Origin of the sequence: Enterobacter vonholyi (genome assembly GCF_008364555.1) — a bacterium.
Taxonomy (GTDB): domain Bacteria; phylum Pseudomonadota; class Gammaproteobacteria; order Enterobacterales; family Enterobacteriaceae; genus Enterobacter; species Enterobacter vonholyi.
The window spans coordinates 234784-258245 of record NZ_VTUC01000004.1; the positions used below are offsets into that span (position 1 = coordinate 234784).

General features: G+C 57.6%; 20 protein-coding genes. 9 read left to right on the forward strand and 11 right to left on the reverse strand.

What is annotated here, in order from left to right; genetic code table 11:
- Positions 1-117: 117 nt before the first annotated feature.
- Both dsbB and nhaB read right to left on the reverse strand, forming a co-directional pair.
- Complete coding sequence (dsbB, locus tag F0319_RS07655) at positions 118-648, reverse strand: disulfide bond formation protein DsbB (protein WP_045908244.1); 531 nt, start codon at positions 646-648, stop codon at positions 118-120.
- Positions 649-791: 143 nt separating this feature from the next.
- Positions 792-2330, reverse strand: coding sequence for a Na(+)/H(+) antiporter NhaB (gene nhaB, locus F0319_RS07660; protein ID WP_149366595.1), 1539 nt, complete (start codon positions 2328-2330; stop codon positions 792-794).
- Positions 2331-2530: 200 nt separating this feature from the next.
- On the opposite strand from nhaB, the gene fadR reads away from it, so the two are divergent.
- Positions 2531-3250 (forward strand): fatty acid metabolism transcriptional regulator FadR, encoded by a 720-nt coding sequence (gene fadR, locus F0319_RS07665; protein ID WP_023336056.1) that lies wholly within the window; start codon positions 2531-2533, stop codon positions 3248-3250.
- 44 nt (positions 3251-3294) lie between these two features.
- On the opposite strand, the gene F0319_RS07670 is transcribed toward fadR, so the two are convergent.
- Positions 3295-4827, reverse strand: a complete 1533-nt coding sequence (locus tag F0319_RS07670; RefSeq protein WP_023293929.1) for a SpoVR family protein — start codon at positions 4825-4827, stop codon at positions 3295-3297.
- 321 nt (positions 4828-5148) lie between these two features.
- On the opposite strand from F0319_RS07670, the gene F0319_RS07675 reads away from it, so the two are divergent.
- Positions 5149-6447: a D-amino acid dehydrogenase gene (locus tag F0319_RS07675; RefSeq protein ID WP_149366596.1), complete on the forward strand. Its 1299-nt coding sequence runs from the start codon at positions 5149-5151 to the stop codon at positions 6445-6447.
- A gap of 9 nt (positions 6448-6456) precedes the next feature.
- Positions 6457-7527: a catabolic alanine racemase DadX gene (dadX, locus tag F0319_RS07680; protein ID WP_149366597.1), complete on the forward strand. Its 1071-nt coding sequence runs from the start codon at positions 6457-6459 to the stop codon at positions 7525-7527.
- Positions 7528-7574: 47 nt separating this feature from the next.
- Here dadX and F0319_RS07685 read toward each other — a convergent pair whose 3' ends face one another.
- Both F0319_RS07685 and ldcA read right to left on the reverse strand, forming a co-directional pair.
- Positions 7575-9308: a potassium/proton antiporter gene (locus F0319_RS07685; protein WP_111964781.1), complete on the reverse strand. Its 1734-nt coding sequence runs from the start codon at positions 9306-9308 to the stop codon at positions 7575-7577.
- A gap of 97 nt (positions 9309-9405) precedes the next feature.
- Entirely contained in the window at positions 9406-10320 is a 915-nt protein-coding gene (gene ldcA / locus F0319_RS07690) for a muramoyltetrapeptide carboxypeptidase (protein ID WP_149366598.1), read from the reverse strand.
- 106 nt (positions 10321-10426) lie between these two features.
- Between ldcA and emtA the strand changes: the two genes are divergently transcribed.
- Positions 10427-11038 carry a membrane-bound lytic murein transglycosylase EmtA gene (gene emtA, locus F0319_RS07695; RefSeq protein WP_024909815.1) on the forward strand — a complete coding sequence of 204 codons (612 nt, stop codon included), beginning with the start codon at positions 10427-10429 and terminating at the stop codon, positions 11036-11038.
- Between the two features lie 37 nt (positions 11039-11075).
- Here the strand turns inward: emtA and ycgR are convergent, their stop codons facing one another.
- On the reverse strand, positions 11076-11807 hold the full coding sequence (gene ycgR, locus F0319_RS07700; protein WP_023312174.1) for a flagellar brake protein YcgR: 732 nt from the start codon (positions 11805-11807) through the stop codon (positions 11076-11078).
- A 208-nt stretch (positions 11808-12015) separates the two neighbouring features.
- On the opposite strand from ycgR, the gene F0319_RS07705 reads away from it, so the two are divergent.
- Entirely contained in the window at positions 12016-12270 is a 255-nt protein-coding gene (locus tag F0319_RS07705; protein ID WP_008502662.1) for a GlsB/YeaQ/YmgE family stress response membrane protein, read from the forward strand.
- Positions 12271-12382: 112 nt separating this feature from the next.
- Entirely contained in the window at positions 12383-14485 is a 2103-nt protein-coding gene (locus tag F0319_RS07710) for a TonB-dependent siderophore receptor (RefSeq protein ID WP_149366599.1), read from the forward strand.
- A gap of 63 nt (positions 14486-14548) precedes the next feature.
- Here F0319_RS07710 and F0319_RS07715 read toward each other — a convergent pair whose 3' ends face one another.
- Complete coding sequence (locus tag F0319_RS07715) at positions 14549-16234, reverse strand: alpha,alpha-trehalase (protein WP_149366600.1); 1686 nt, start codon at positions 16232-16234, stop codon at positions 14549-14551.
- Positions 16235-16336: 102 nt separating this feature from the next.
- Positions 16337-17293 (reverse strand): AraC family transcriptional regulator, encoded by a 957-nt coding sequence (locus F0319_RS07720; protein ID WP_149366601.1) that lies wholly within the window; start codon positions 17291-17293, stop codon positions 16337-16339.
- A 115-nt stretch (positions 17294-17408) separates the two neighbouring features.
- Here F0319_RS07720 and F0319_RS07725 point away from each other — a divergent pair, with 115 nt between their 5' ends.
- Entirely contained in the window at positions 17409-18584 is a 1176-nt protein-coding gene (locus F0319_RS07725) for an MFS transporter (protein ID WP_149366602.1), read from the forward strand.
- Positions 18585-18625: 41 nt separating this feature from the next.
- Here F0319_RS07725 and gap read toward each other — a convergent pair whose 3' ends face one another.
- Together gap and F0319_RS07735 are read right to left on the reverse strand one after the other, a co-directional pair.
- Positions 18626-19636, reverse strand: coding sequence for a type I glyceraldehyde-3-phosphate dehydrogenase (gene gap / locus F0319_RS07730; RefSeq protein WP_149366603.1), 1011 nt, complete (start codon positions 19634-19636; stop codon positions 18626-18628).
- Between the two features lie 78 nt (positions 19637-19714).
- Entirely contained in the window at positions 19715-20695 is a 981-nt protein-coding gene (locus F0319_RS07735) for a GlxA family transcriptional regulator (protein WP_111964774.1), read from the reverse strand.
- 149 nt (positions 20696-20844) lie between these two features.
- Here F0319_RS07735 and F0319_RS07740 point away from each other — a divergent pair, with 149 nt between their 5' ends.
- Complete coding sequence (locus F0319_RS07740; protein ID WP_149366604.1) at positions 20845-21816, forward strand: fatty acid desaturase; 972 nt, start codon at positions 20845-20847, stop codon at positions 21814-21816.
- Positions 21809-22567: a phosphate/phosphite/phosphonate ABC transporter substrate-binding protein gene (locus F0319_RS07745; protein WP_149366605.1), complete on the forward strand. Its 759-nt coding sequence runs from the start codon at positions 21809-21811 to the stop codon at positions 22565-22567. The genes F0319_RS07740 and F0319_RS07745 overlap by 8 nt, the downstream gene beginning before the upstream one ends.
- Here the strand turns inward: F0319_RS07745 and F0319_RS07750 are convergent.
- Positions 22546-23442 (reverse strand): LysR family transcriptional regulator, encoded by an 897-nt coding sequence (locus F0319_RS07750; RefSeq protein ID WP_111964772.1) that lies wholly within the window; start codon positions 23440-23442, stop codon positions 22546-22548. The two genes, F0319_RS07745 and F0319_RS07750, sit on opposite strands and share 22 nt — an antisense overlap.
- Positions 23443-23462 lie beyond the last annotated feature (20 nt).

A 23462-nucleotide genomic window follows, 5' to 3' on the forward strand; every position in this document is an offset into this window, starting at 1 on the left:
AACCCGCCGAAGCGGGTTTTTTATTGTGCTTGTGCTGCCTGATGGCCTCATCTCAACCCTTTCCCACGGGAGAGGGCGCACACACTAAAAACGGCAACCGAGGTTGCCGTTTTGCGTTTACCTTCCGAACAAATCGCGTTTCTTCGGTTTGAACGGCTGAGCAATCAGCACCAGCAGCGCCACGACAAAGTAGGCGGCAAAAATGCCTACCAGCCACTGCGGCATCTCCAGCGTCAGGAATTCCCACTGACGAACGGAGCAGTCACCGGATGCGACAAACACCTGCGGCAGCCATTTATCCAGCGGCAGCCAGCTCGGGAAGCGGGCGGCAAAATCGCAGGTCATAAACGGTGACGGATGCAGCTGCATCATGGTGTGCTGCCAGGAGAGTTCAATCCCTTTCCAGGCGCTGTACAGCCAGATCGCGATAGCGGCATAGCGAAGCGGCGATTTCGGCGCAATTGCGCCCACCAGGCCCGCCCCCATAATGCCGAACAGCGCGCAGCGTTCATAAATACAAAGCACGCAAGGTTTCAGTCCCATTACGTGCTGGAACCACAGCGCGACCATTTCCAGCGCAAAGGCGGTCAGGGCCATTAACAACCACGCTCCGCGACCGCGGGAGCACTGGTTTAAAAATCTCAACATAATCATTTCCCTGGAACATGCTTAGAAAGCGCAGTGTAAACGAATTCGTTTTTCGCGCCACCTGTACCTGGCGAAATAAAACGTAATTGGATGTTTATCGTGCGAAAAGGCAAACGGGCAGCGAACTGCCCGAGATGCATAGTTTACTGCGCCGCAAGTATACCCGCTTGTATCAACCATTGCGTACAGGGAATGAGGGTAATTTTGACGCAAAGCAATCCCACGATCGTGAGCACCAGCGTGTAGGGCAGCGCCATCCACACCATCCGGCCATAAGAAAGACGTATGAGCGGCGCGAGAGCGGAGGTCAGCAGGAACAGGAAGGCGGCCTGGCCGTTTGGCGTCGCCACCGACGGAAGGTTGGTGCCGGTATTGATCGCCACGGCCAGCAGTTCAAACTGTCCGGCGCTGATAACGCCTTGCTCCATAGCGGCTTTGGCCTCGTTGATGTAGACCGTCCCGACAAAGACGTTATCTGAGATTGACGAGAGCAGGCCGTTAAACAGGTAAAACAGCGACAGCTGAGCATCCGGTGACGCCTGTAATACAAAGGCAATAATCGGCGCGAAAAGATGCTGGTCGATAATCACCGCCACGACCGCAAAGAACACCGCCAGCAGGGCGGTAAACGGCAGGGCTTCGGTAAACGCTTTACCGATGGCATGTTCGTCCGTCACGCCGGTAAAGGTAGTGGCGAGAATAATGACTGACAGGCCAATCAGCCCCACTTCGGCAAGATGAAACGCCAGCGCGGCGATAAGCCAGACGCCGATGATCCCCTGAGCAATCAGGCGCAGCGTCTCCTGGCGGGTCCGCTGGCGTCGGCTTTGCAGATCGAATTTATGCAGTTCCTGACGTACCGGCTCCGGGAGCTGGGCCCCATAGCCAAAGAGGCGAAATTTTTCCACCAGCAGACAGGTCGCCAGGCCGCAGATAAGCACCGGTACGCTGACCGGGGCCATTCTCAGGAAGAAATCACCGAAGTGCCAGCCCGCCGCTTTGGCAATGATCAGGTTTTGCGGCTCGCCCACCATGGTCATCACGCCGCCCAGCGCGGTACCGACCCCAGCGTGCATCATCAGGCTGCGCAGAAACGCGCGGAACTGTTCCAGCACGTCACGGTTATGCGCATCGACGTGGCTGTCATCCTGCAAATCTTCACCCGGACGAGAGGAGGCCACGCGGTGATAAATACCGTAAAACCCAACCGCGACGCTTATCACCACCGCGACGACCGTTAGCGCGTCCAGGAAGGCCGACAGGAAGGCGGCGGCAAGGCAAAACGCCAGCGAGAGGAACATTTTTGACGGAATGCTGAGCAGCAGGCGCGTGAAGATAAACAGCAGGAGCTGTTTCATGAAGTAGATGCCCGCCACCATAAACATCAGCAGCAGAAGCACTTCGAGATTTGACGCCAGCTCTGCTTTGACATGCTCGGCGCTGGTCATGCCGATGACGACGGCTTCAAACGCCAGCAATCCGCCCGGCAGCAGGGGATAACATTTTAGCGCCATGGCCAGGGTGAAGATAAACTCAGCCACCAGCAGCCAGCCGGCGATAAAGGGATTCACACTAAAAATGATGGGATTAACGACCAGGAAAACCAGCAATATCAGCTTATACCAGTCAGGAGACTGACCTAAAAAATTGCGCCATAGCGCGCGCCCAAAAGAAATTTCCACAACAGACGTCCTTCCCGTCAAGTAAGACAAAACATCAGTATACGCAAAAAATGCGGCCTGGAGGCGGATAAGGCGGCATTGTAAATTTCACAAAAATGAAACGGCGATCCCTCTTTTCTCTCTTTGCCGCGCTACCTGCCACTGGCTGCCTCTGGTATGATGAGTCCAATTTGCTAAAGCTGTGTAATGGAAATCTCACTATGGTCATTAAGGCGCAGAGCCCGGCGGGTTTCGCGGAAGAGTACATCATTGAAAGCATCTGGAATAATCGTTTCCCTGCGGGGTCCATTCTTCCGGCTGAACGCGAACTCTCTGAACTGATTGGCGTCACTCGCACCACGCTGCGTGAAGTGCTTCAGCGGCTGGCGCGCGATGGCTGGTTGACGATCCAGCATGGTAAGCCTACGAAAGTAAACAACTTCTGGGAAACATCCGGGTTAAACATTCTTGAAACGCTGGCGCGTCTCGACCATGAAAGCGTGCCGCAGCTCATTGATAATCTGCTCTCCGTTCGCACCAACATCGCGACGATCTTTATTCGTACAGCTTTCCGTCAGCATCCGGAAGACGCCCTTGCGGTGCTGGCCAGCGCGAACGAGGTGGAAGATCATGCCGATGCCTTTGCCACCCTCGATTACAACGTGTTTCGCGGCCTGGCGTTTGCCTCCGGCAACCCGGTTTACGGCCTGATCCTCAACGGTATGAAAGGGCTTTATACCCGCATTGGCCGCCACTACTTTGCCAATCCGGAAGCGCGTAGCCTGGCGCTGGGCTTCTACCATAAGCTGAGCAAGCTCTGTACCGAAGGCCTGCACGATCAGGTTTATGAGACGGTGCGCCGCTACGGTCACGATTCCGGTGAAATCTGGCACCGTATGCAGAAAACGCTGCCGGGTGATTTAGCGATTCAGACCCGCTAAAAGAAAAACCTCTCGTATGAGAGGTTTTTTTTCGTCGGGTGGCGCTACAGCGTATTCAACCGCGCCGGGCAACGTTCCAGCAGCTCGACGCTGCCGTCTTCATTCTGCTGCTCCAGCTGCACGTCAAAGCCCCACAGGCGATGCACATGCTTCAGCACCTCTTTACGCCCTTTATCCAGCGGCGCGCGATTGTGCGGAATATAGCGCAACGTCAGGGAGCGGTCACCGCGCAAATCGACGTTCCATACCTGAATATTCGGTTCAAGGTTGCTCAGGTTGTACTGGGAGGAAAGGCGAGAGCGGATCTCACGGTATCCCTCCTCGTTGTGGATTGCGGAGATCTCCAGATAGTTGTTGCGATCGTCGTCCAGCACGGTAAAGAAGCGGAAGTCACGCATGATCTTCGGCGACATAAACTGGCTGATGAAGCTCTCATCCTTAAAGTCGCGCATCGCAAAGTGCAGCGTTTCCAGCCAGTCTGACCCGGCGATATCCGGGAACCAGTACTTGTCTTCTTCCGTCGGCGACTGGCAGATACGCTTAATGTCCTGGAACATGGCAAAGCCAAGGGCATACGGGTTAATCCCGCTGTACCACGGGCTATTGTAGGGCGGCTGGAACACCACGTTAGTATGGCTGTGGAGGAACTCCATCATGAACCGCTCGGTGACTTTCCCCTCGTCGTACAGATGGTTGAGGATAGTGTAGTGCCAGAAGGTCGCCCAGCCTTCGTTCATCACCTGCGTCTGCTTTTGCGGGTAAAAATACTGGCTCACCTTGCGCACGATACGCAGGATCTCACGCTGCCACGGCTCCAGCAGCGGGGCGTTCTTCTCCATAAAATAGAGCAGGTTTTCCTGCGGCTCGGACGGATAACGACGCGCTTCGGCGATCGTTTTTTCCTCCTCACGCTTCGGCAGGGTGCGCCACAGCATGTTCACCTGGCTTTGCAGATACTCTTCGCGGCTTTTCTGCCGGGCTTTCTCCTCCTGTAGGGAGATTTTCTGCGGACGTTTGTAGCGGTCCACGCCGTAGTTCATCAGCGCGTGGCAGGAGTCGAGCAGTTTTTCCACTTCGTCCACGCCGTAGCGCTCTTCGCAGTCGGTAATGTATTTACGGGCGAAGATCAGGTAATCGACGATGGAGCTGGCATCCGTCCAGCTGCGGAACAGATAGTTATTTTTGAAAAAGGAGTTGTGCCCGTAGCAGGCGTGCGCCATCACCAGCGCCTGCATGGTAATGGTGTTCTCTTCCATTAAATAGGCGATACACGGATTGGAGTTGATGACGATCTCATACGCCAGACCCTGCTGCCCATGCTTATACAGCCGCTCCGTTTCAATGAATTTCTTACCAAAAGACCAGTGCGGATAGTTAATCGGCATCCCGACGCTGGAGTAGGCGTCCATCATCTGTTCGGACGTAATGACTTCAATCTGATGGGGATAGGTATCCAGGCGGTACAGTTTTGCGACCCGGTCGATCTCGGCGAGGTAAACATCCAGCAGCTCGAAGGTCCAGTCGGGTCCATCGCTCAGACGTGTGTTGTCCTTGTTCAGGGAATCAATAGTAGCCATTAGCGCGCCCTCGTTGTGGGTGCTCTCTCTGTCTGGAGAGCCTCCTTTCAAGCATAGATCAACGTGTTAAAAAGCGTGCTGGGGCAGAAATTTTTTCTTTGCGATTTCGCGTTTTTGATACGGCAATAAAACGGTGTCCTTCAGCATTTTATGCTGGTTAAAAATAACGCGCAGCAGGAGATCCCAAATTAGCACTATCCCCTGATGCTGGGGGATGTGTGAGGTAAGTCACCATAAAAAAGTCGTATGTTGAATAATATTTTCAACTAGGTTATCAATCTGTAATTAGAAGATTGTTCTTTTGCACATAATGGAGTGGCTATGCGTGTTGTCATACTGGGAAGTGGTGTCGTTGGGGTAACCAGCGCCTGGTATTTAAGTCAGGCGGGACATGACGTCACCGTTATCGATCGTGAGTCCGGTCCTGCGCTTGAAACCAGCGCGGCGAACGCCGGGCAAATCTCTCCGGGGTATGCGGCACCGTGGGCTGCACCGGGTGTTCCGCTGAAAGCGATTAAATGGATGTTCCAGCGCCATGCGCCGCTGGCCATCAGCCTTGACGGCACGCAGTTCCAGCTGAAGTGGATGTGGCAGATGCTGCGCAACTGCGACACCCGCCACTACATGGAGAACAAAGGGCGCATGGTGCGCCTGGCGGAATACAGCCGCGACTGCCTGAAAGCGCTGCGCGCGTCGACGGGGATTGAGTATGAAGGCCGCCAGGGCGGGACGCTGCAGCTGTTCCGCACCGAGCAGCAGTACGAAAATGCCACCCGCGATATCGCCGTGCTGGAAGATGCTGGTGTACCTTACCAGCTGCTGGAAGCCAGCCAGCTAGGCCAGGTTGAACCGGCGCTGGCGGAAGTTGCGCATAAGCTGACGGGCGGCCTGCGCCTGCCGAATGACGAAACCGGCGACTGCCAGCTCTTTACGCAGCGTCTGGCGCAAATGTGCGAACAGGCGGGGGTGAAATTCCGCTTTAACACCTCTGTCGACAAGCTGCTGTCGGAAGGGGAAAAAATTTACGGCGTGAAGTGCGGCGAGGAGGTGATCAAAGCCGATGCCTACGTGATGGCGTTTGGTTCGTACTCCACCGCCATGCTGAAAGGTATTCTCGATATTCCGGTCTACCCGCTGAAGGGCTACTCGCTGACCATTCCGGTAAAAGAAGAGAGCGGCGCTCCGGTGTCGACCATTCTGGATGAAACCTACAAAATCGCCATTACCCGCTTCGATAACCGCATCCGCGTAGGCGGAATGGCGGAAATCGTCGGCTTCAACACTGAACTGCTGAAACCGCGTCGTGAAACGCTGGAGATGGTCGTGGGCGATCTCTTCCCGCGAGGAGGTTTTGTTGAGCAGGCGACGTTCTGGACCGGCCTGCGTCCGATGACCCCGGACGGCACGCCGATCGTGGGCCGCACGCCGTTTAAAAACCTGTGGACCAATACCGGACACGGCACGCTTGGCTGGACGATGGCCTGCGGATCGGGCCAGCTGCTGAGCGACCTGATTTCCAGGCGCACGCCGGCAATTCCGTTTGACGATTTAAGCGCCGCGCGCTATCAATCGGGGTTTACGCCGTCGCGTCCACAGCACCTGCACGGCGCGCATAGCTAAGGAGTTGTCATGTCCCGTCCTGTTCTGGCCCAGCTGAACCTGCAGGCCCTGAAGGATAATCTGCAAATTGTTCGCCGGGCGGCGCCTGGTTCGCGCGTCTGGTCTGTGGTGAAAGCGAATGCCTACGGCCACGGTATTGACCGTATCTGGAGCGCCCTGAGCGCCACCGACGGCTTTGCGCTCCTGAACCTGGAAGAGGCCATTCTGCTGCGCGAGCGCGGCTGGAAAGGGCCGATACTGCTTCTGGAGGGCTTTTTCCACGCGGACGATCTGCCGCTGCTGGATAAGTATCGGCTGACCACCAGCGTTCACAGCAACTGGCAGATTAAGGCGATTCAGGATGCGAAACTCCATGCGCCGCTGGATATTTACCTCAAGGTGAACAGCGGTATGAACCGCCTGGGCTTCCAGCCTGAGCGCGTGCATACGGTCTGGCAGCAGCTGCGCGCCATGAAAAACGTGGGCGAAATGACGCTGATGGCCCATTTTGCCGACGCGGAAAAACCGGACGGCATTGCCGATGCCATGGTCCGCATTGAGCAGGCGGCAGAAGGGCTGGACTGCCCGTGCTCGCTGTCAAATTCGGCGGCCACGCTCTGGCATCCTGAGGCGCACTATAACTGGGTGCGTCCGGGGATCGTTCTTTACGGTGCGTCACCCTCGGGCCAGTGGCAGGACATCGCCAACAGCGGCCTGAAGCCGGTGATGACCCTGCGCAGCGAAATCATTGGCGTGCAAACCCTGAAAGCCGGCGACACGGTGGGCTACGGCAGCCGCTACCGGGCAAAGGGCGAGCAGCGGATTGGCATCGTGGCGGGCGGCTATGCCGACGGCTACCCGCGCATCGCGCCGACCGGCACGCCTGTCTGGGTCGATGGGGTTCGCACGGGAACGGTGGGCACCATATCAATGGATATGCTGGCCGTGGATCTTACGCCATGCCCGCAGGCGGGCATCGGTTCACCGGTCGAGCTGTGGGGTAACGAAATTAAGATTGATGACGTTGCTGCCGCTGCGGGTACGGTGGGGTACGAATTGATGTGCGCGCTGGCACCGAGAGTGCCGGTTGTGACGGTGTAACGAATGGTTGTGTCGGGTGGCGCTAGCGCCACCCGGCAAAAAAACCGCTACTCCGCTTCATCTTCCATCGGCCTGACGCCGACTTTCCTGACCGCGTTATCTTCTTTCTCCGCAACCGTCCAAATCATCCCGGCGAACTCCACCTGGTCGCCGACAACAGGGGCCGCCCCCAGCAGTTGCTGAATGATTTCCCCCAGCGTTTGCTGCTTGTCGCGGTACTCCAGCCCTTCATCCAGGCCGTAAATCAGCGCCACATCGGCAAACTTGGCGCTGGCTTCCAGAATAAAATCGCCGAAGAAACGCTGGTCCAGCGCCACCGGAGGCGACTGGCTAAACAGTTTGCCCAGCGCGGGCAGGTCGCGCTCGCGGCCAATCACGCAGAGAATATCCCCTTCGCGCAGGCGGGTGCTGCCTGTAGGGTGCAGCAGGACATTATCGCGGAACAGGGCGGCAATGCGCGTTTCAGTAGGCATGTGCAAATCGCGCAGCGAGGCCCCCACGCACCATTTGTCAGCGCTCAGCTGATAAACAAACTGTTCCCAAGGATTCTCTGGGTGAATATCGAGCCCCACGCGAGAGACCGGCCAGCCCACGGGAGGCACCACGACTTTGGCTTTTTTCGCCGCCCACCCGAGGGACGTTCCCTGGAACAGCAGCGAAATCAGCACCACGAAGAACGCCACGTTAAAGAACAGCCGGGCGTTATCCAGACCGGCCATCATCGGAAAGACCGCAAGAATAATCGGTACCGCGCCGCGCAGGCCCACCCAGCTGATAAAGACCCGCTCGCGCAGGTTGAAGCCGCGAAACGGCAGCAGGCCTGCAAATACCGACAGCGGTCGGGCGAAGAAGATCATCCATGCGGACAACAGCAGCGCCGGAACGGCGATCGGCAGCAGGTCCGAAGGCGTAACCAGCAGGCCCAGCACCAGGAACATGCCAATTTGTGCCAGCCAGGCCAGGCCGTCGAAGTTCTGCAAAATGGCATGACGGTTACGGATCGGTCGGTTGCCCATCAGGAAACCGCAGAGATAGACGGCGAGAATGCCGCTGCCGTCCAGCGCGGTGGTAACGGCAAAAATAAGAATGCCGCCGCTCAGCGCCAGCAGGGGGTAAAGCCCCGCGGGCAGGGAGATGCGGTTGATCATCTGCTGTAAGAGGTATCCCCCCGCCAGGCCAATAACAATCCCCAGCCCGAACTGCTGCAGGATATGCCAGACGAACATCCAGCTCAGGCCCGTCTCGTGCTGCTGGATCATCTCAATCAGCGTGATGGTGAGAAACACCGCCATCGGATCGTTACTGCCGGATTCAATCTCAAGCGTGGAGCCGACGCGTTCGTTAAGCCCTTTTCCGCCGAGCAGGGAAAACACCGCTGCCGCATCGGTTGAGCCAACAATCGCGCCAATCAGCAAACCTTCCATGATGTTGAGATGGAAAAGCCATGCGGCCATCATTCCGGTGAGGCCGGAGGTTATCAACACGCCAACCGTCGCGAGCGACAGCGCGGGCCCTAAGGCCACGCGGAAGGAGCTTGCCTGGGTGCGCATCCCGCCGTCCAGCAGGATCACCGCCAGCGCCAGGTTACTCACCATGTAGGCGAAAGGGTAGTTATCGAATGGGATACCGCCAATACCATCAATGCCGGCCAGCATGCCGATGGCGAGGAAAATGACAAGAATAGGTATGCCGAGACGCGATGAAAATGAACTTAATAAAATACTGCTGGTTACAAGGACCGAACCCAGAATGAAAAGGCTGATTATCGCTGCGGCATCCAATGTTCTCTTACTCCCACCTCAATGTTAACGCTGTTACTAAAACCCTAACATATTAACGACGGCAACAGCGTTTTATTAAGGGGGTATAACGGCTTTTTTATGCCTTTATGACAGGATGGCCGCTGATGGTCAGCCGACTGCCTGAATCATTGTGGATCAGGGAGGCGTGCGCCCCCAGCGCCAGGGTCACGGTTTGCTGCTCATGACCAAAATCCAGACCGGTGATGACCGGAACATCCAGCCGCGAGCGAATGAACTCAACCATGGTTTCCAGGGAGTAACCCGCGTCATAGTCATTCGGGGCAGAGCCGCTGAAGCTGCCCAGCACAATTGCGGACTGGCGCTCAAGAATACCGGCATGATAGAGCTGCAACAGCATGCGCTCGACGCGGAACGGATGTTCGTTGATATCTTCCAGCACCAGAATGCCGTCCTCGATTTGCGGCATCCACGGCGTGCCGATAAGCGAGACCAGCATCGCCAGGTTACCGCCCCAGAGCTGACCTTCACATTCCCAGTGTGGTCCATTGCCTTGCCACTCCACGCTGTAGGTGGAATTGCGCAGCGCGCGCCAGAAGTGTTCCACGGTAAACGCATCCAGCTCCGGTGCGCCGAAGTTACCGGCCAGCATTGGGCCGCTGAAGGTGATAATGTCATACAGCGCCAGCAGCCCAAGCTGGATGACGGTGAAATCGCTGTGGCCGCAGATCAGCAGCGGATCCTGCTGCTGACGCTGTGCCAGCCCCTGCCAGTCAATGCTCTCCAGTAACCGGCTCGCACCATATCCGCCGCGCACCGCCAGCACAATCCGGTTTTCGCCCGTCAGGCTCACCAGACTATTGATATCATTCAGCCGCTGCGCTTCGGTACCGGCAAAACGCTGCTGGCGGCGGGGGATAATTGTCTGATTTTCTACCTGGTGGCCCGACTCCAGTAAACGCTGAACGCCCCGCTGCGCCGCTTCCTGGTTAATGCAGTAGCCCGACGGCGCGATGAGATGAAACTGAGACATGGCAAATCCTTGCTGAATGAGAAACTAATTGTCTATATCATGCCGCTTATTCGCCGCCTGCTTCAAGAGCGGCGCACCGCAATGACCGGCTATAAGGATAGATGACGTGAAATTGAGATGGTTTGCTTTTTTGATTGTGTTGCTCGCTGGCTGTAGTTCAAAACATGATTATCAAAACCCGCCCTGGAATCCGGAAGTGCCGGTGAAGCGGGCCATGCAGTGGATGCCGATCAGTGAGCAAGCCGGGAAGGCCTGGGGCGTCAGTCCGCGCCTCATCACGGCGATCATCGCGGTGGAGTCAGGCGGTAATCCCACCCTCGTCAGCAAATCCAACGCGGTGGGCCTGATGCAGCTTAAAGCGTCAACGGCGGGGAAAGAAGTTTACCGCTATATGGGCTGGAGCGGCCAGCCGTCGACCAGCGAGCTGAAGAACCCGGAACGCAACATTTCAATGGGCACGGCCTATCTGAGCATCATGGAGCATGGCGTGCTGAAGGGCATTAAGGATCCGGAGGTGATGCAGTACGCGCTGGTGGTGTCTTACGTTAACGGTGCCGGCGCGTTGCTCAGAACCTTCTCTTCTGACCGAAAAGAGGCGATTGAAGAGATTAACGGCATGGACAAAGACGAATTCTTTGAACATGTGGCGAAAAATCATCCGGCACCACAGGCGCCTCGTTATATCTGGAAGGTACAGAAAGCGATGGATGCCATGTAATGCCGCAGACGGGCGGCGGTCACGCTGCCCGATTTCTTCACAGGACTTTATTTGCGCGTTCCCGCGCCTCCCGCTCCAGGGAATAGATAATACGCTGAAGCTCACGCTCTGCGCCTGGCCCGACGTTCAGGAAACGGAAGCTCAGACGCGGCGTGGTGATGGTTTCGTTTTTGCTGTCCACGACGGTGCGGTCGCTGATGGCAATCAGCTGCGCATCGAAATAGAAGCGACCCCAGCCACCCATATCCAGTTCAATTTGCGTAAACCGCATGCCCTCTACCAGCCCGTCGGGTTTCGGCGTATCCATCAGTGCGCCCATGCCGCCAAGCGACAGATCGAAGAGGCGAAAGCGGATCTCTTTTTTGTCCGGCATTTTGGCCTTACAAAAATAGGCGGGATGGAGCGGGGCGCTGATGCGGAAATATTCACGACGCTGAACAAACCAGAGATTGGTCGGAAGGGGGGTCACAAAAGCCGGAAGTCCCTGGTATTCGCTGAGTTCCAGTCGCGACAGGACAAACTCCACTTTGGCCCCCTGCGTTTCGGCCATCACCGCGATGTTCTCCGCTTTCAGCGCCGCGCGGTTTTCGTACTCCTGACTGCCTAAATCAATCACCAGCCGATCCTGCGAGGCGTCAAGGATCTTGCTGATGAACTGATTATTCGACCAGCTGATGCGCAGCGGCACTTCACCTTTTTGCAGGTCGCGTAATACCCCTAATACAGCCAGCGGATTTTGCTTGAGGAACTGCTCACTGTAATGACTCACGCCGGATGGCTCCTTGATTGATGACAGACTGTCTTAGCGTTATCGGCAATCTGCAATGAAACTTAATACAAACCGGTGAGTTTTTTTTGCCTGTTTAACCAAAGATAAGTCGGTGAGATGAAAATGGTTTTCCGGCGATGACCTATACTTAAGTTAGCTGTGCAGAAGGTTTTCTGCGCATGCGTTAAACCTGCAAGAGGGCATCGCTATGGGTATCATCGCCTGGATTATCTTTGGTCTTATTGCTGGCGCTATCGCTAAACTGATCATGCCGGGAAACGATGGCGGCGGTTTTATTTTGACCTGTGTACTCGGGGTCGTTGGTGCGGTTGTGGGCGGCTGGCTGGCGACGATGTTTGGTTTTGGAGGCAACATAAGTGGTTTCGACCTGCACAGTTTTCTGGTCGCTGTCGTGGGTGCCATTGTGGTGCTGGGCATATTCAGGTTACTGCGACGAGCATAAATTCACATAAACGGCTCTCTGAGGAGGGCCGTTTTTTTGCCTGCGTATTGATTTGTTAATCTAAATGATAATAATTGTCGTTCCGTATTGCATCTAACAACAAGACGACATTATGAATACCTCACGTTTTACGCTATGCGCCCTGGCAGGCGCCGTCACGCTCGCACTGCATGTTCCGGCATTCGCCGAAGAATCCACTATCGTCGTCACCGGCTCAGAGCAGGGCAGCGCGCTGCCGGCCTGGACGAACAGCGCCACGAAATCGGCCGTTGCCGAAAGTAAAACGCCGCAGGTCATCACGACCGTCTCTGCGCCGGAAATTGAAAAGCGTCATGCGAATTCCGTGAATGAAATCCTGCGCTATGCTCCGGGCGTCTCAACCGAGGTGCGGGGGAATACGTCGTACATGAGCGAATACAAAATTCGTGGCTTTACCGTCGACCAGGAGTTCTACAACGGGCTGCAGCTGCCCTATAACGTTACCGGCAATACCAAAGCGCGAATCGATCCGCTGTTGATTGACAGCGTTGATATCCTTAAAGGCCCCTCATCGGTTCTTTACGGCGGCGGTTCACCGGGCGGGCTGGTGAATATTCAAAGCAAAAAACCGCAGCGTGAAGCCCGAACCGAAATCGGCGTTAACACCGGAAACCGTAATCTGAAAGAGGGCTATCTCGATTCAACCGGGCAGGTTGCCGACAGCAACTGGAACTACCGTCTGCTGGGCAAAGCCACGGAAAACGACGATCAGCCGCACACCACCCGGTATGAAAACTACCTGGTTGCGCCGTCCGTCACCTGGCAACCGGACAGCAAAACCCGCCTCACCCTGGACGCGCTGGCGCAAAACACACCGAGCCTCACGCCGTCTAACCCGCTGCCGCTCGCCTACCTGCGCTCGAAATACGCGGGCAAGCGCGACTACGCCGGTGATGAGTGGAGCGGTTTTAAGCAGCGTCAGTGGATGCTGGGCTACAGCTTTGAACATGAATTTGACAGCGGCTGGGGCTTTAATCAGAAGGCGCGCTATTTTGATGTCGATACCCATCAGCGCAGCGTCTATGCAACGGGGACGGGAAGCGAGGTCTATCAGCTCAACCGCTTTGCCTACACCACGGATGAAGATCTGCAGAGCTTCAACATTGACAACCAGGTGACCAAAACCGTTGAGCTGGGTGAGTGGAAACACCACCTGCTGGCCGGGTTTGACTACCAGAAGCTGAACTCCCACTTCCACTACCGCTACGCGTCGGCCACGCCGGGTATCGATATGCGGCATCCTGACTATTCGCAAATCCAGGAAAGCGCGCTGGGGCTCTATACCGCCCAGAAAAACCGCCTCAGCTATCAGCAAAACGGTTACTACCTGCAGGATCAGGTAGAGTTTGGCGGTCTCAACCTGCTGGGCAGCCTGCGCTACGATGATTATCGCTCCGTCACCACCAACTACCTGCAAAACGGTGATAAAGCCTGGGTATCGCAGGATCGCGTCACCAAGCGCCTGGGCGCGCTTTACGCCTTCGATAGCGGAATTTCGCCGTTTATCAGCTATTCCGAAGGTTTTGCGCCGGTGTCGCCGCAGGGCACGCTCGTGGCGAAAGACGTTAAGCCGACCACCAGCAAGCAGGTGGAAGGCGGGGTAAAATATCTGCTGGCCGACTACGCTACCACCTTTACCGCCTCGGTGTTTAACATCCGTCAGAAAAATGTCGTTACCTCCGATCCGGGCTTCCTGAACTATCGTCAGACCGGGGAAGTGGAATCTAAAGGGGCAGAGATCTCCGCCATTAGCCGTCCGACGGACAACCTGACGCTGATTGCCAACTATGCGTACACCCACGCGATCAACAGGGAAGATGACAAGTACAAAGGTAAACGTCCAACGCAGGTCCCCGAGAATGCCTTCAACCTCTGGGGGGATTACACCTTTGAGAACACGCCGCTCAAAGGACTGATGCTGGGAGCGGGTGCCCGCTACACCGGGCCGATGGAAATCTCTCCGGCAAACGACGCGGGTAAGCTGGGCGGCTCCACCCAGTACGATCTGGCGGCTTCATATCGGATGGGCGAGATCCTGCCTTCCCTGGCAGGGCTGACGCTTAAGGCCAGCGCGCAGAACGTCACCAACAAAGAGACGCTGACCTGCTACGATGCGACCAACTGCTGGATTGGGCGTGACAGGACGTATCAGCTAGGGGCGAGTTACAGCTTCTAGGTAACTCCCTGTGATTTCAAAATGTAGGCCGGGTAAGGCGTAACCGCACCCGGCATTACTCCCTTACTGCGCCGTCGCTTTCACCGGCGCAGCCTCATCATTCGCCGCAGGCCGATTCTCCGGCACGCTGTCGCAAGGTTTCTCTTTCGGGCAGACCCGATCCAGCATTTTCAGCGTCACGCCGTTGCTCCAGCCGAAGCCGTCCTGCAGCGGATACTCGCCGCCGCCGCCTCCCGTACCGGTGGTCGACACGTCATACTTCTCAACCAGTTTCTTTTCCCGGTCGTAAGTATGCTGAACGTTCTTCAGGAAGCGCCAGGTCACGTCCATCGAGACCTTCTCTTGCCCGTAATTCTGCAGCCCTTCCGCAGCCACCCATTGCAGGGGAGCCCAGCCGTTTGGCGCATCCCACTGCTGGCCGCTGTTTACGGTGGTGGTCGCTATCCCGCCCGGTTTCAACAGGCGCGACGAGGTTGCCGCGGCGACTTTATCGGCACGATCCTGCGCCGCCGCCTTCACGTAAAGCGGGAACAGGGCTGCGGCGGTGAGCTGATTGCGTACCTTCTTGCTCTTCAGATCGTAATCCGCGTACCAGCCCTCTTTATCATTCCACAGGTGGCTCTCGATGGCTTTCTGACGCGCCGTAGCCAGCGCTTCGTATTTACTTGCGCTGGCGGCGTCACCGCTCTCCTGGCTTGCCCGCGCCAGCAGTTTTTCCATCTTAAACATCAGGGCGTTCAGATCCACGGGAACAATGCTGGTGGTCCGGATGGTGCCGAGCTTTTGCGGGTCGTCCATCCAGCGGGAGCTAAAGTCCCAGCCCGAGGCCGCGGCGGAACGTAAATCACGATAGATCTCGGTTGCCGGTCGGTTAGGGTTACTTTTGGCGGTATTTACATCGTCAAGCCAGGACTCCGGGCGCGGAGTGTCGCGGTCATCCCAGTAGCGGTTGAGAACAGCGCCGTCGTCCAGCTTCACCACGCGCTTGTTGGCCTGGCCCGGCTGAAGGGCATTAACGCCGTCCATCCAGTAGGCATACTCTTTTTCCATCTGCGGACGATACTTCTTCAACGCATCGCTGTCGTGGGTCGCCAGCAGTTCAACCATCATTGAGAAAAACGGCGGCTGGGAGCGGCTCAGGTAATAGCTGCGGTTGCCGTTGGGAATGTGGCCGAAGGTGTCTATCTCATATGCAAAGTTATCCACCATGTCGCTGATTTTGTCCCAGTGATCGCTTTCTGCCAGGCCCAGCATGGTGAAATAGCTGTCCCAGTAGTAGACCTCGCGGAAACGTCCGCCTGGCACAACGTAAGGTTTCGGTAACGGCAGAAGGGAATCCCATTTGTTGCTGGCTTTATCGGTGGTGCGCGTCAGCACGGGCCAGAGATCGTCAATGTGCTCACGTAAACTTTGTCCAGCAGGCGGAACATATTTTTCCCCTTCCGCAGGGAGCGTAAAGTTCATCTCGACAAAGTGGCGTAAGTCAAAGCTGGACTGCGTGTGCTGCATCCGGTAGTCCGCCAGAATCATCAGCGGGTCGCTTTTGGGGACGGCATCAGCAAAGGTTTTCTGATCGGGAAACAGTTTGGCGCTCTGCACATCGTTAAACAGAGGGCCCAGCAAAATATCGGGTGAGGTTGTCTGGGCTGCGGGGCTATCGTCGGCATATCCCAGTGTCGTTACGCCGAGCAGCGCGCCGCCTAACGCAAGGGGCAAAAACGCGGGGCGTAGTGTACGAGGTCTTATCATCAGTTCGTCTCCTGTCTTCACTAAACAGCGTGACCGCTGTTGTCAATCACCTGAAAACCTTAGACGAATATTGCCCGCTTCGCGTTAAATATTGCCGGTCTTTCAGACCTCTTCCGCGGTCTGGCTGGCTTCCCGCAGCGTGCCCGGCGCATGTCCAATAATGCGCTTGAATGCCCGGCTGAAGGCCGCCAGAGAGCCGTATCCCAGCCGCAGGGCGACGGTTTCAATGGGTTGATTTTCATGCCGAATGTACTGAATCGCCAGCCGCATTCTCAGCTCGCTGAGATATTTTGCCGGAGTGGTTCCCGTCGCGGCCAGAAACCGTTCGGCGAACACGGAGCGGGACGTGCCCGCTTCTTTTGCCAGATCCGCGACGCTCCAGTTCAGGCCTGGCTGCTGGTGCATGGCGTAAATGGCACGGCTCAGGCGCGGGTCGCGCAGAACCTGCACCCAGCCGGTGGCTTTACCGCAGCCGCCTTCAACCCAGCCGCGCACGATTAATGCCGCCACCACGTCGGCAAGGCGCGCAAGGATCCCGGCATACCCGGCCTGACGCGCCGCGGATTCCCGCTCCATCGCCGCCAGCAGCGGATGAATTTCCGGCCAGGTGGACATCAGCCGGCTGACCATCATCACTTCCGGCATCGCCTTGATCAGCGGCTGCATCCCGCCCAGCTCAAAATCCATGCACCCGCTAAAGATGAGGGTATTCTCGCTTTCCGGGCAGTGCTCGCAGGTGATAGCACACACCGAGCTGCAGATAGGCTCGCTCGGGAAGGCGTTGATGGGCGTAATGGTGGCCTGCTCGTCAGAGAGCAGGGCATGGGAATTCCCGCCGGGAATAAAGAGGGCGTCGCCACCGCTCAGTTCGAACGTTGCACCGCTCTCCATGCGCAGCAGGGCGCTACCGTGGCTCACAAAATGAAACTGTGCCCGGCCGGGCGCCTGATGAAACGCGACGCCAAACGGCGCGCTGGCCTGGATCCGCCGGTATTTCACGCCTGAAAGACGCATGCCGCGTAAAAGTTCGCTGATCAGATCGGGTGACTGTACGGTCATGGCACAACTCCGGACGAATAATCAATAAGTGGAGATTATATGTCATAGATCGTCCTGGGTGAACCTTCTATTCTTTTGCGACAGTAGTCACATTTTTATAACGGGAGATCAACAGATGAGTTCATGTGTCGCGGCGAGCGAGGCGGTAGCGCCTGCAAAACCCGCCTGGCGGGCCGTCTATTCACTGGGGCTGGGGGTATTTGGTTTGATTACGGCAGAATTTCTGCCGGCGAGTTTGTTAACGCCCATGGCCGCCAGCCTGGGCGTGACCGAGGGAATGGCCGGACAGGCCGTTACTGCCACCGCGCTGGTGGCGCTGGTCACCGGGTTGCTGATTACGCCTGCCACCAAAAGTATTGACCGCCGCTGGGTGCTGATGTTTTTCTCGGTGCTGCAAATTATCTCCAGCCTGCTGGTGGCCTTTGCGCCCAACCTGCACGTCCTGCTGATGGGGCGTCTGCTGCTGGGGGTAGCCATTGGGGGATTCTGGGCGATGTCGACGGCGACTACGATGCGTCTGGTTCCGGCAGATAAAGTGCCGAAAGCGCTGGCGGTGATCTTCTCCAGCGTATCAATTGCCACGGTGGTCGCGGCGCCGCTCGGCAGCTATCTGGGCAGCCTGATCGGCTGGCGCAACGTCTTTATACTCTGCATGCTGGCGCTGCTGTGGCAGCTCTGGGTCCTGCCGTCCATGAAGCCGGAAAGCAGCGGCAGCCTGAGTACGCTGTTCCGCGTGCTGCGTCGTCCGGGAATGATCGGCGGCATGCTCGCAACCATCCTGATCTTCAGCGGCCATTTCGCCTTCTTTACCTACCTGCGTCCGTTCCTGGAGACGGTGGGGCAGGCGAGCGTGGAGACCATTTCGCTGATCCTGCTGGGCTTTGGTATCGCCAACTTTGTGGGCACTTCTGTTGCAGGGCATCTGCTGGCACGCAATCTGCGCCTGACGCTGGCGCTGGTGCCGTTTGCGATGGGCGTTCTCGCGCTCATGATGGTCGCCTTTGGTCATCTGGCGATGTTGGACGGGCTGCTTGTCGCGCTATGGGGCTTTGCATTTGGTCTGGTTCCGGTGGGCTGGTCAACCTGGCTTGCCACTACCGTTCCGGATGAAGCCGAAAGTGCAGGAGGGCTGCTGGTGGCCTCAATTCAACTGGCAATCAGTGCCGGTGCGGCCGGGGGCGGGGCGGTCTTTGACCTCAACGGTGCCAGCGGCGTGTTCGCGGGAAGCGGTTTCCTGTTAGTAACGGCGATGGTGATTGTGTTTATGGGCGTGAAAGTGAAAGCGGATTGAATTATTTGCCGGGTGGGCGCATGCGCCACCCGGCATCAGGCTTACAGCCCTTTCTTATCCATCAGCACCGCCAGATCCACCAGGCGGTTAGAGAAGCCCCACTCGTTGTCATACCACGCCAGGATCTTCACCATGTTCCCGCCTATCACCAGCGTGGAAAGCCCGTCGATAATTGAGGATCGTGGGTCGCCCTGGTAGTCGCTGGAGACTAGCGGTTCATCGCTATAGCCCAGAATGCCTTTAAGAGGCCCGCTGGCGGCCGCGTTGCGGAACGCGTCATTCACCTCTTCGGCGGTTACGTTACGGCTCAGCGTTACCGTTAAATCCACAATCGACACCACCGGCACCGGCACGCGCAGGGAGTACCCGGTCAGTTTGCCGTCAAGGGAAGGGATCACTTTCCCCAGCGCTTTCGCCGCACCGCTTGAATAAGGCACAATCGACAGCGCCGCCGCGCGAGCGCCGCGCAGATCTTTTTCCGGCTGATCGTGCAGCGCCTGGCTGTTGGTGTAGGCGTGCGTCGTGTTCATCAGGCCATGCTCAATCCCGAACTGCTGGTGCAGCACCTGAGCGGCCGGCGCCAGACCGTTCGTGGTGCAACTCCCGTTGCTTACCACCGCGTGCCGGGCGGGATCGTACTGGTCATGGTTGACGCCCATCACAATCGTCAGGTCATCGTTCTTCCCGGGTGCGGAAATGATGACGCGCTTAGCGCCGCCGTGGGTAATATGCACCGCCGCTTTCTCTCGCTCGGTAAAGAAGCCGGTGGCCTCAATCACCACGTCTACCCCAGCATCACGCCACGGGATATTCGCCGGATCGCGTTCGCTAAATACCACGATCCGCTGGCCGTCTACCTGCAGCGCGCCGTCAGCCGCTTCAACGGGCGCGGGCAGCTTGCCCAGAAGGGAATCATGTTTCAGCAGGTGGGCGAGGGTTTTACTGTCCGTCAGATCGTTAATGGCCACAATCTGCAGATCCGGGTTGCCCAGCGCCGCGCGCAGGAAATTACGTCCGATACGGCCGAAACCGTTAATACCGACCTTAACCATGGTGCACTCCTTATCTCTGTTGTCTGGAGTCACTGTAGGCGTCGGGCAGGTTGGCGTAAACGACAAAAAAGGATCAGATTACGCCATCTTGCGGCAGTGGAAGCGCTGGCGGTACTCGCCGGGCGTAAGGTGAAGCTGCTTCTCAAAGATGCGGCGCAAGTTAATGCTGGTGCCAAACCCGCTTTGCTCGGCAACGCGCTCAAGGGAGTCATGGGTCTGCTCAAGCAGCTGACGGGCCGCGGCCAGGCGCGCTTCGGTCACATAGCGGGCGGGAGAAACTCCCGCGTCGCGGGTAAACACGCGGGTGAAATTACGCGGGCTCATTGCCGCTTTCTCGGCCAGATTTTCCACGCACAGATCGGCGGTGAGGTTCTGCAGGATCCAGGTTTGCAGTTCGCTTATCGGACCGGATGTGCCGGGCTGCTGAAGGCTGTAGCGGCTGAACTGCAGCTGCCCGCCGGGACGGCGCAGGTACATCACCATATCCTGCGCGACGTCGCGGGCGAGGGTAAATCCGTAATCGTCCTCGACAAGCGCCAGGGTCAGATCGAACCCGGAACTGACGCCGCCGGAGGTCCAGATGGGGCCGTCCTGAATGTACAGCGGGCCACCTTCGACCCGGATTGACGGGTACTGTGTCTGCATTGTCTCCAGCAGCCGCCAGTGGGTGGTCGCGCGGCGACCGTCCAACAGGCCGGTCTGGGCCAGCAGCATCGCGCCGCCGCAGATAGAGGCTACCCGCCGGGCGTGCGGCGCAGCGAGGTGCAGCCAGTCAACCACCGCCGTGCTCTCCTGCTCGTTCATGCCGCGTCCGGTGATGATAATGGTATCCAGCGGCTCGCGCGGATCCAGCTCCGGCAGGCGATAGTCCGCCAGCAAATTCAGGCCGGACTGGCCGTGGATCACCTGGTGAGGCTGCGTGGTGGCGATGATAATCCGGTAGCGGGGCTGCGCAAGCCCTTCCGGATGCAGCCGGTTGGCCTGCATCAGAATGTCGGCGATACCGGCGGCTTCAAACAGCATGCCGCCGTCGGGAACAATAATCAGGATCTTTTTCATGTCCTGAAAAGTACCTTTATTACAGAATAAGTCAAGGAACGCATGACCCCCACGTTTCTGGCAAAGCAAAGCGATTAATGTTCTTTGTTATTTCAGGCGTTTTCCCCGATCGTCAGAGAATTATCTCTGGCGAAACGGCGTCTGAAGGAATGAGTCAACGAAGCTCCCTCTATTTACATCCGCAACAACGCGAACAAATCCGCCACCTCGCATCGGGTTTTTTATGGCGAAGCGAACTGCCCACGTGGCTGCTGATTATCACTATTTATGCAGGCTGGTTTACCACGCTGGCGTTCTGGCAAACGCTGGGCCTGCTGCCCGCCACGCTGCTGCTCATCGGGTTTACCGCCTGGTACATGTCGCTGCAGCATGAGCTGATCCACGGGCATCCCACCCGTTTTGCCTGGCTGAACCAGCTGTTCGGCACGCTCCCGCTGGCGGTCTGGTATCCGTACGGCCTGTACCGGGACTCCCATCTCGCCCATCATCGGCACCATAGCCTGACCCATCCGGTGGATGACCCAGAGTCGTACTATTTTACCGACGAGAGCTGGGCGCGCTTTTCTCCCTGGCAGAAACGGCTTATCAGGGCCCGGAATACCTTTGCCGGACGGCTGATGCTGGCACCGCTGCTGGATATCCTTCAGACGCTGGGCAGCGCCGCGGCGGCATTTCGTCACCTTCACCTGCGCGCAATGACGATGTGGCTGGTGCACGCTTTGCTGCTGGTGGTGCTCTTCGCCTGGATGACGCACGTCGGTTTTTCACCCGTCTGGTTTGTGCTGGCGGTCAGCTATCCGGCGCTGGCGCTGACCAAGGTACGATCGTTTTTCGAACATCGTGCGGCGGACGATCCGCTGGCGCGCTCCGTCATTAACGAGGCCGGGCTGTTCTGGCGGATACTGTTTTTGAATCTCAACTACCATTCAGTACATCACGATCTGCCGGGCGTGCCCTGGTACGGGCTGAAGGCCGTCTACCAGCAAAACCGGGAGGCGTACCAGCAGCGAAACCACGGTTTTCTCGTCAGAGGCTATGGTGAATGGCTGCGTCAGTTCTGGGGCAGGCCCGTTGACGTCACCGTTCACCCAGGAAAACAACAGGGGGAAGGGTATGAGTAACCTGCTGGCGTTTCCCATGTATGCTGTGGATCGCGCCGACACCCTTGCGCTCTGGCTGGCGGTAAAAGGGCTGCTGGCTGCGCGCGGTGTGTCCGTCGATCGCGATCCCGGCTGGCCGGAGTCCGATCTGCTGACCCACTGGCGACAGCCTGCGCTTGTCCTCAGCCAGACCTGCGGTTATCCGCTGGTTACCCAGCTTCCGGACGTGCAGGTGGTCGGCTGTTTTCACTACGTGGCACCTGGCTGCGAAGGGATCCAGTACCGCAGCTTTCTGGTGGTGCGCGAGGAGGATCGCCACCTCACGCTGGCGGATTTTCGCGGACGTCGTGCGGTATGTAATTCTCCGGATTCGCAGTCCGGCTACAATGCGCTGCGAAAAATAGTCGCTCCCCTGGTGAGCAACGGTCCATTTTTCGCGCAAACGTCCTTCAGCGGCAGCCATCGCCAGTCGCTGATCGATGTCAAACGCGGGGCAGGGGATATCGCGGCCATCGACTGCGTGACATGGGCGTTGCTGCAGCGTCACGAGCCGGAAAGACTGACGGGGCTGGCGGTGATTGACCATACCCCTCTGACGCCGGGGCTGCCGCTCATTACCTCGCACCACACCTCGCCTGACACCCTTGATGCCCTTCGCGATGCGCTCCGCGCGCTGGTGAGTTTGCCGGAATATCGGGCCGTGTGCGGCGCGGTGCTGATTGACGGTTTTAGCGTGGTGACGCGCCAGGCCTACGCCTCATTATTGGCGTGATAAATCTCCAGCGCGTCGGTAAAACAGCGCAGCGCCAGCGAGGAGACGGGCTTCTGCCTGCGCATAATCAGGCCGACAGGGGCCTCAATGTTCGCGTCGGCGATGGGGACAATCCTGAAATTACTGTTCAGATCTTCCAGACCGTTATTCAGCGGCATCACGGCGCAGCATACGCCGCTTTGCACCGCCTGGATGATCTGAAACGTGGAGTCGCTCTCGAAAACGGACGTCGGTTCGATGCCGACAGACTTAAAGCTGGCCTCCATATGCGCCCGGTAATGCATCCCTTTAGTCAGAAACCCCAGCGGAAAATCCGTCAGATCGCGCCAGGTCAACGTCTCCTGGCCGAGCTGGAAATGGCGGACATCGTGCAGCAGGCCCATCTTCGTTTTGGGTAGCTGGATAATATCGAACAGGCTGGTGTCGATGCTGTTGAGGTAGCAAATGCCCAGCTCAAGCTGATTGCGGCTGACGCCGTCGGCAATCTGCGCGGAGGACATGGAATAGAGGCTGTAGGTCAGCTCCGGATATTTTTGGGTCAGCAGGCGAATAAAGATCATCGGATCCACGCTCGCCAGCGGCACCATCCCGAGACGTAATTCGCCCACCACCTGGCCTTTGCACAGCGCCGCTTCCGCCTGCAGCCCGTCGTGCGCGGCCAGCAGCGCGCGGGCCCACGCAAGGATACGCTCCCCTTCCGGCGTAAACCCTTCAAAGCGCTGTCCGCGCAAAATCAGCACCAGCCCCAGCTCCTCTTCCAGGCTGCGGATGCGCATGGAGAGAGTCGGCTGGGTGATGTTGCACTGCGAGGCCGCCTTGCCAAAATGGCGGGTCTCGTCGAGCGCGATTAAATATTTTAACTGTTTAATATCCATCTTTTCTCTGCGCGAACAGC

Excerpts from the sequence above, each read along its gene's own strand:
- dsbB (WP_045908244.1), bottom strand. The coding sequence starts at position 648 with ATGTTGAGATTTTTAAACCAGTGCTCCCGCGGTCGCGGAGCGTGGTTG.
- fadR (WP_023336056.1), top strand. The coding sequence starts at position 2,531 with ATGGTCATTAAGGCGCAGAGCCCGGCGGGTTTCGCGGAAGAGTACATC.
- F0319_RS07670 (WP_023293929.1), bottom strand. The coding sequence starts at position 4,827 with ATGGCTACTATTGATTCCCTGAACAAGGACAACACACGTCTGAGCGAT.
- F0319_RS07675 (WP_149366596.1), top strand. The coding sequence starts at position 5,149 with ATGCGTGTTGTCATACTGGGAAGTGGTGTCGTTGGGGTAACCAGCGCC.
- dadX (WP_149366597.1), top strand. The coding sequence starts at position 6,457 with ATGTCCCGTCCTGTTCTGGCCCAGCTGAACCTGCAGGCCCTGAAGGAT.
- ldcA (WP_149366598.1), bottom strand. The coding sequence starts at position 10,320 with ATGTCTCAGTTTCATCTCATCGCGCCGTCGGGCTACTGCATTAACCAG.
- F0319_RS07705 (WP_008502662.1), top strand. The coding sequence starts at position 12,016 with ATGGGTATCATCGCCTGGATTATCTTTGGTCTTATTGCTGGCGCTATC.
- F0319_RS07710 (WP_149366599.1), top strand. The coding sequence starts at position 12,383 with ATGAATACCTCACGTTTTACGCTATGCGCCCTGGCAGGCGCCGTCACG.
- F0319_RS07715 (WP_149366600.1), bottom strand. The coding sequence starts at position 16,234 with ATGATAAGACCTCGTACACTACGCCCCGCGTTTTTGCCCCTTGCGTTA.
- F0319_RS07720 (WP_149366601.1), bottom strand. The coding sequence starts at position 17,293 with ATGACCGTACAGTCACCCGATCTGATCAGCGAACTTTTACGCGGCATG.
- F0319_RS07725 (WP_149366602.1), top strand. The coding sequence starts at position 17,409 with ATGAGTTCATGTGTCGCGGCGAGCGAGGCGGTAGCGCCTGCAAAACCC.
- gap (WP_149366603.1), bottom strand. The coding sequence starts at position 19,636 with ATGGTTAAGGTCGGTATTAACGGTTTCGGCCGTATCGGACGTAATTTC.
- F0319_RS07735 (WP_111964774.1), bottom strand. The coding sequence starts at position 20,695 with ATGAAAAAGATCCTGATTATTGTTCCCGACGGCGGCATGCTGTTTGAA.
- F0319_RS07740 (WP_149366604.1), top strand. The coding sequence starts at position 20,845 with ATGAGTCAACGAAGCTCCCTCTATTTACATCCGCAACAACGCGAACAA.
- F0319_RS07745 (WP_149366605.1), top strand. The coding sequence starts at position 21,809 with ATGAGTAACCTGCTGGCGTTTCCCATGTATGCTGTGGATCGCGCCGAC.
- F0319_RS07750 (WP_111964772.1), bottom strand. The coding sequence starts at position 23,442 with ATGGATATTAAACAGTTAAAATATTTAATCGCGCTCGACGAGACCCGC.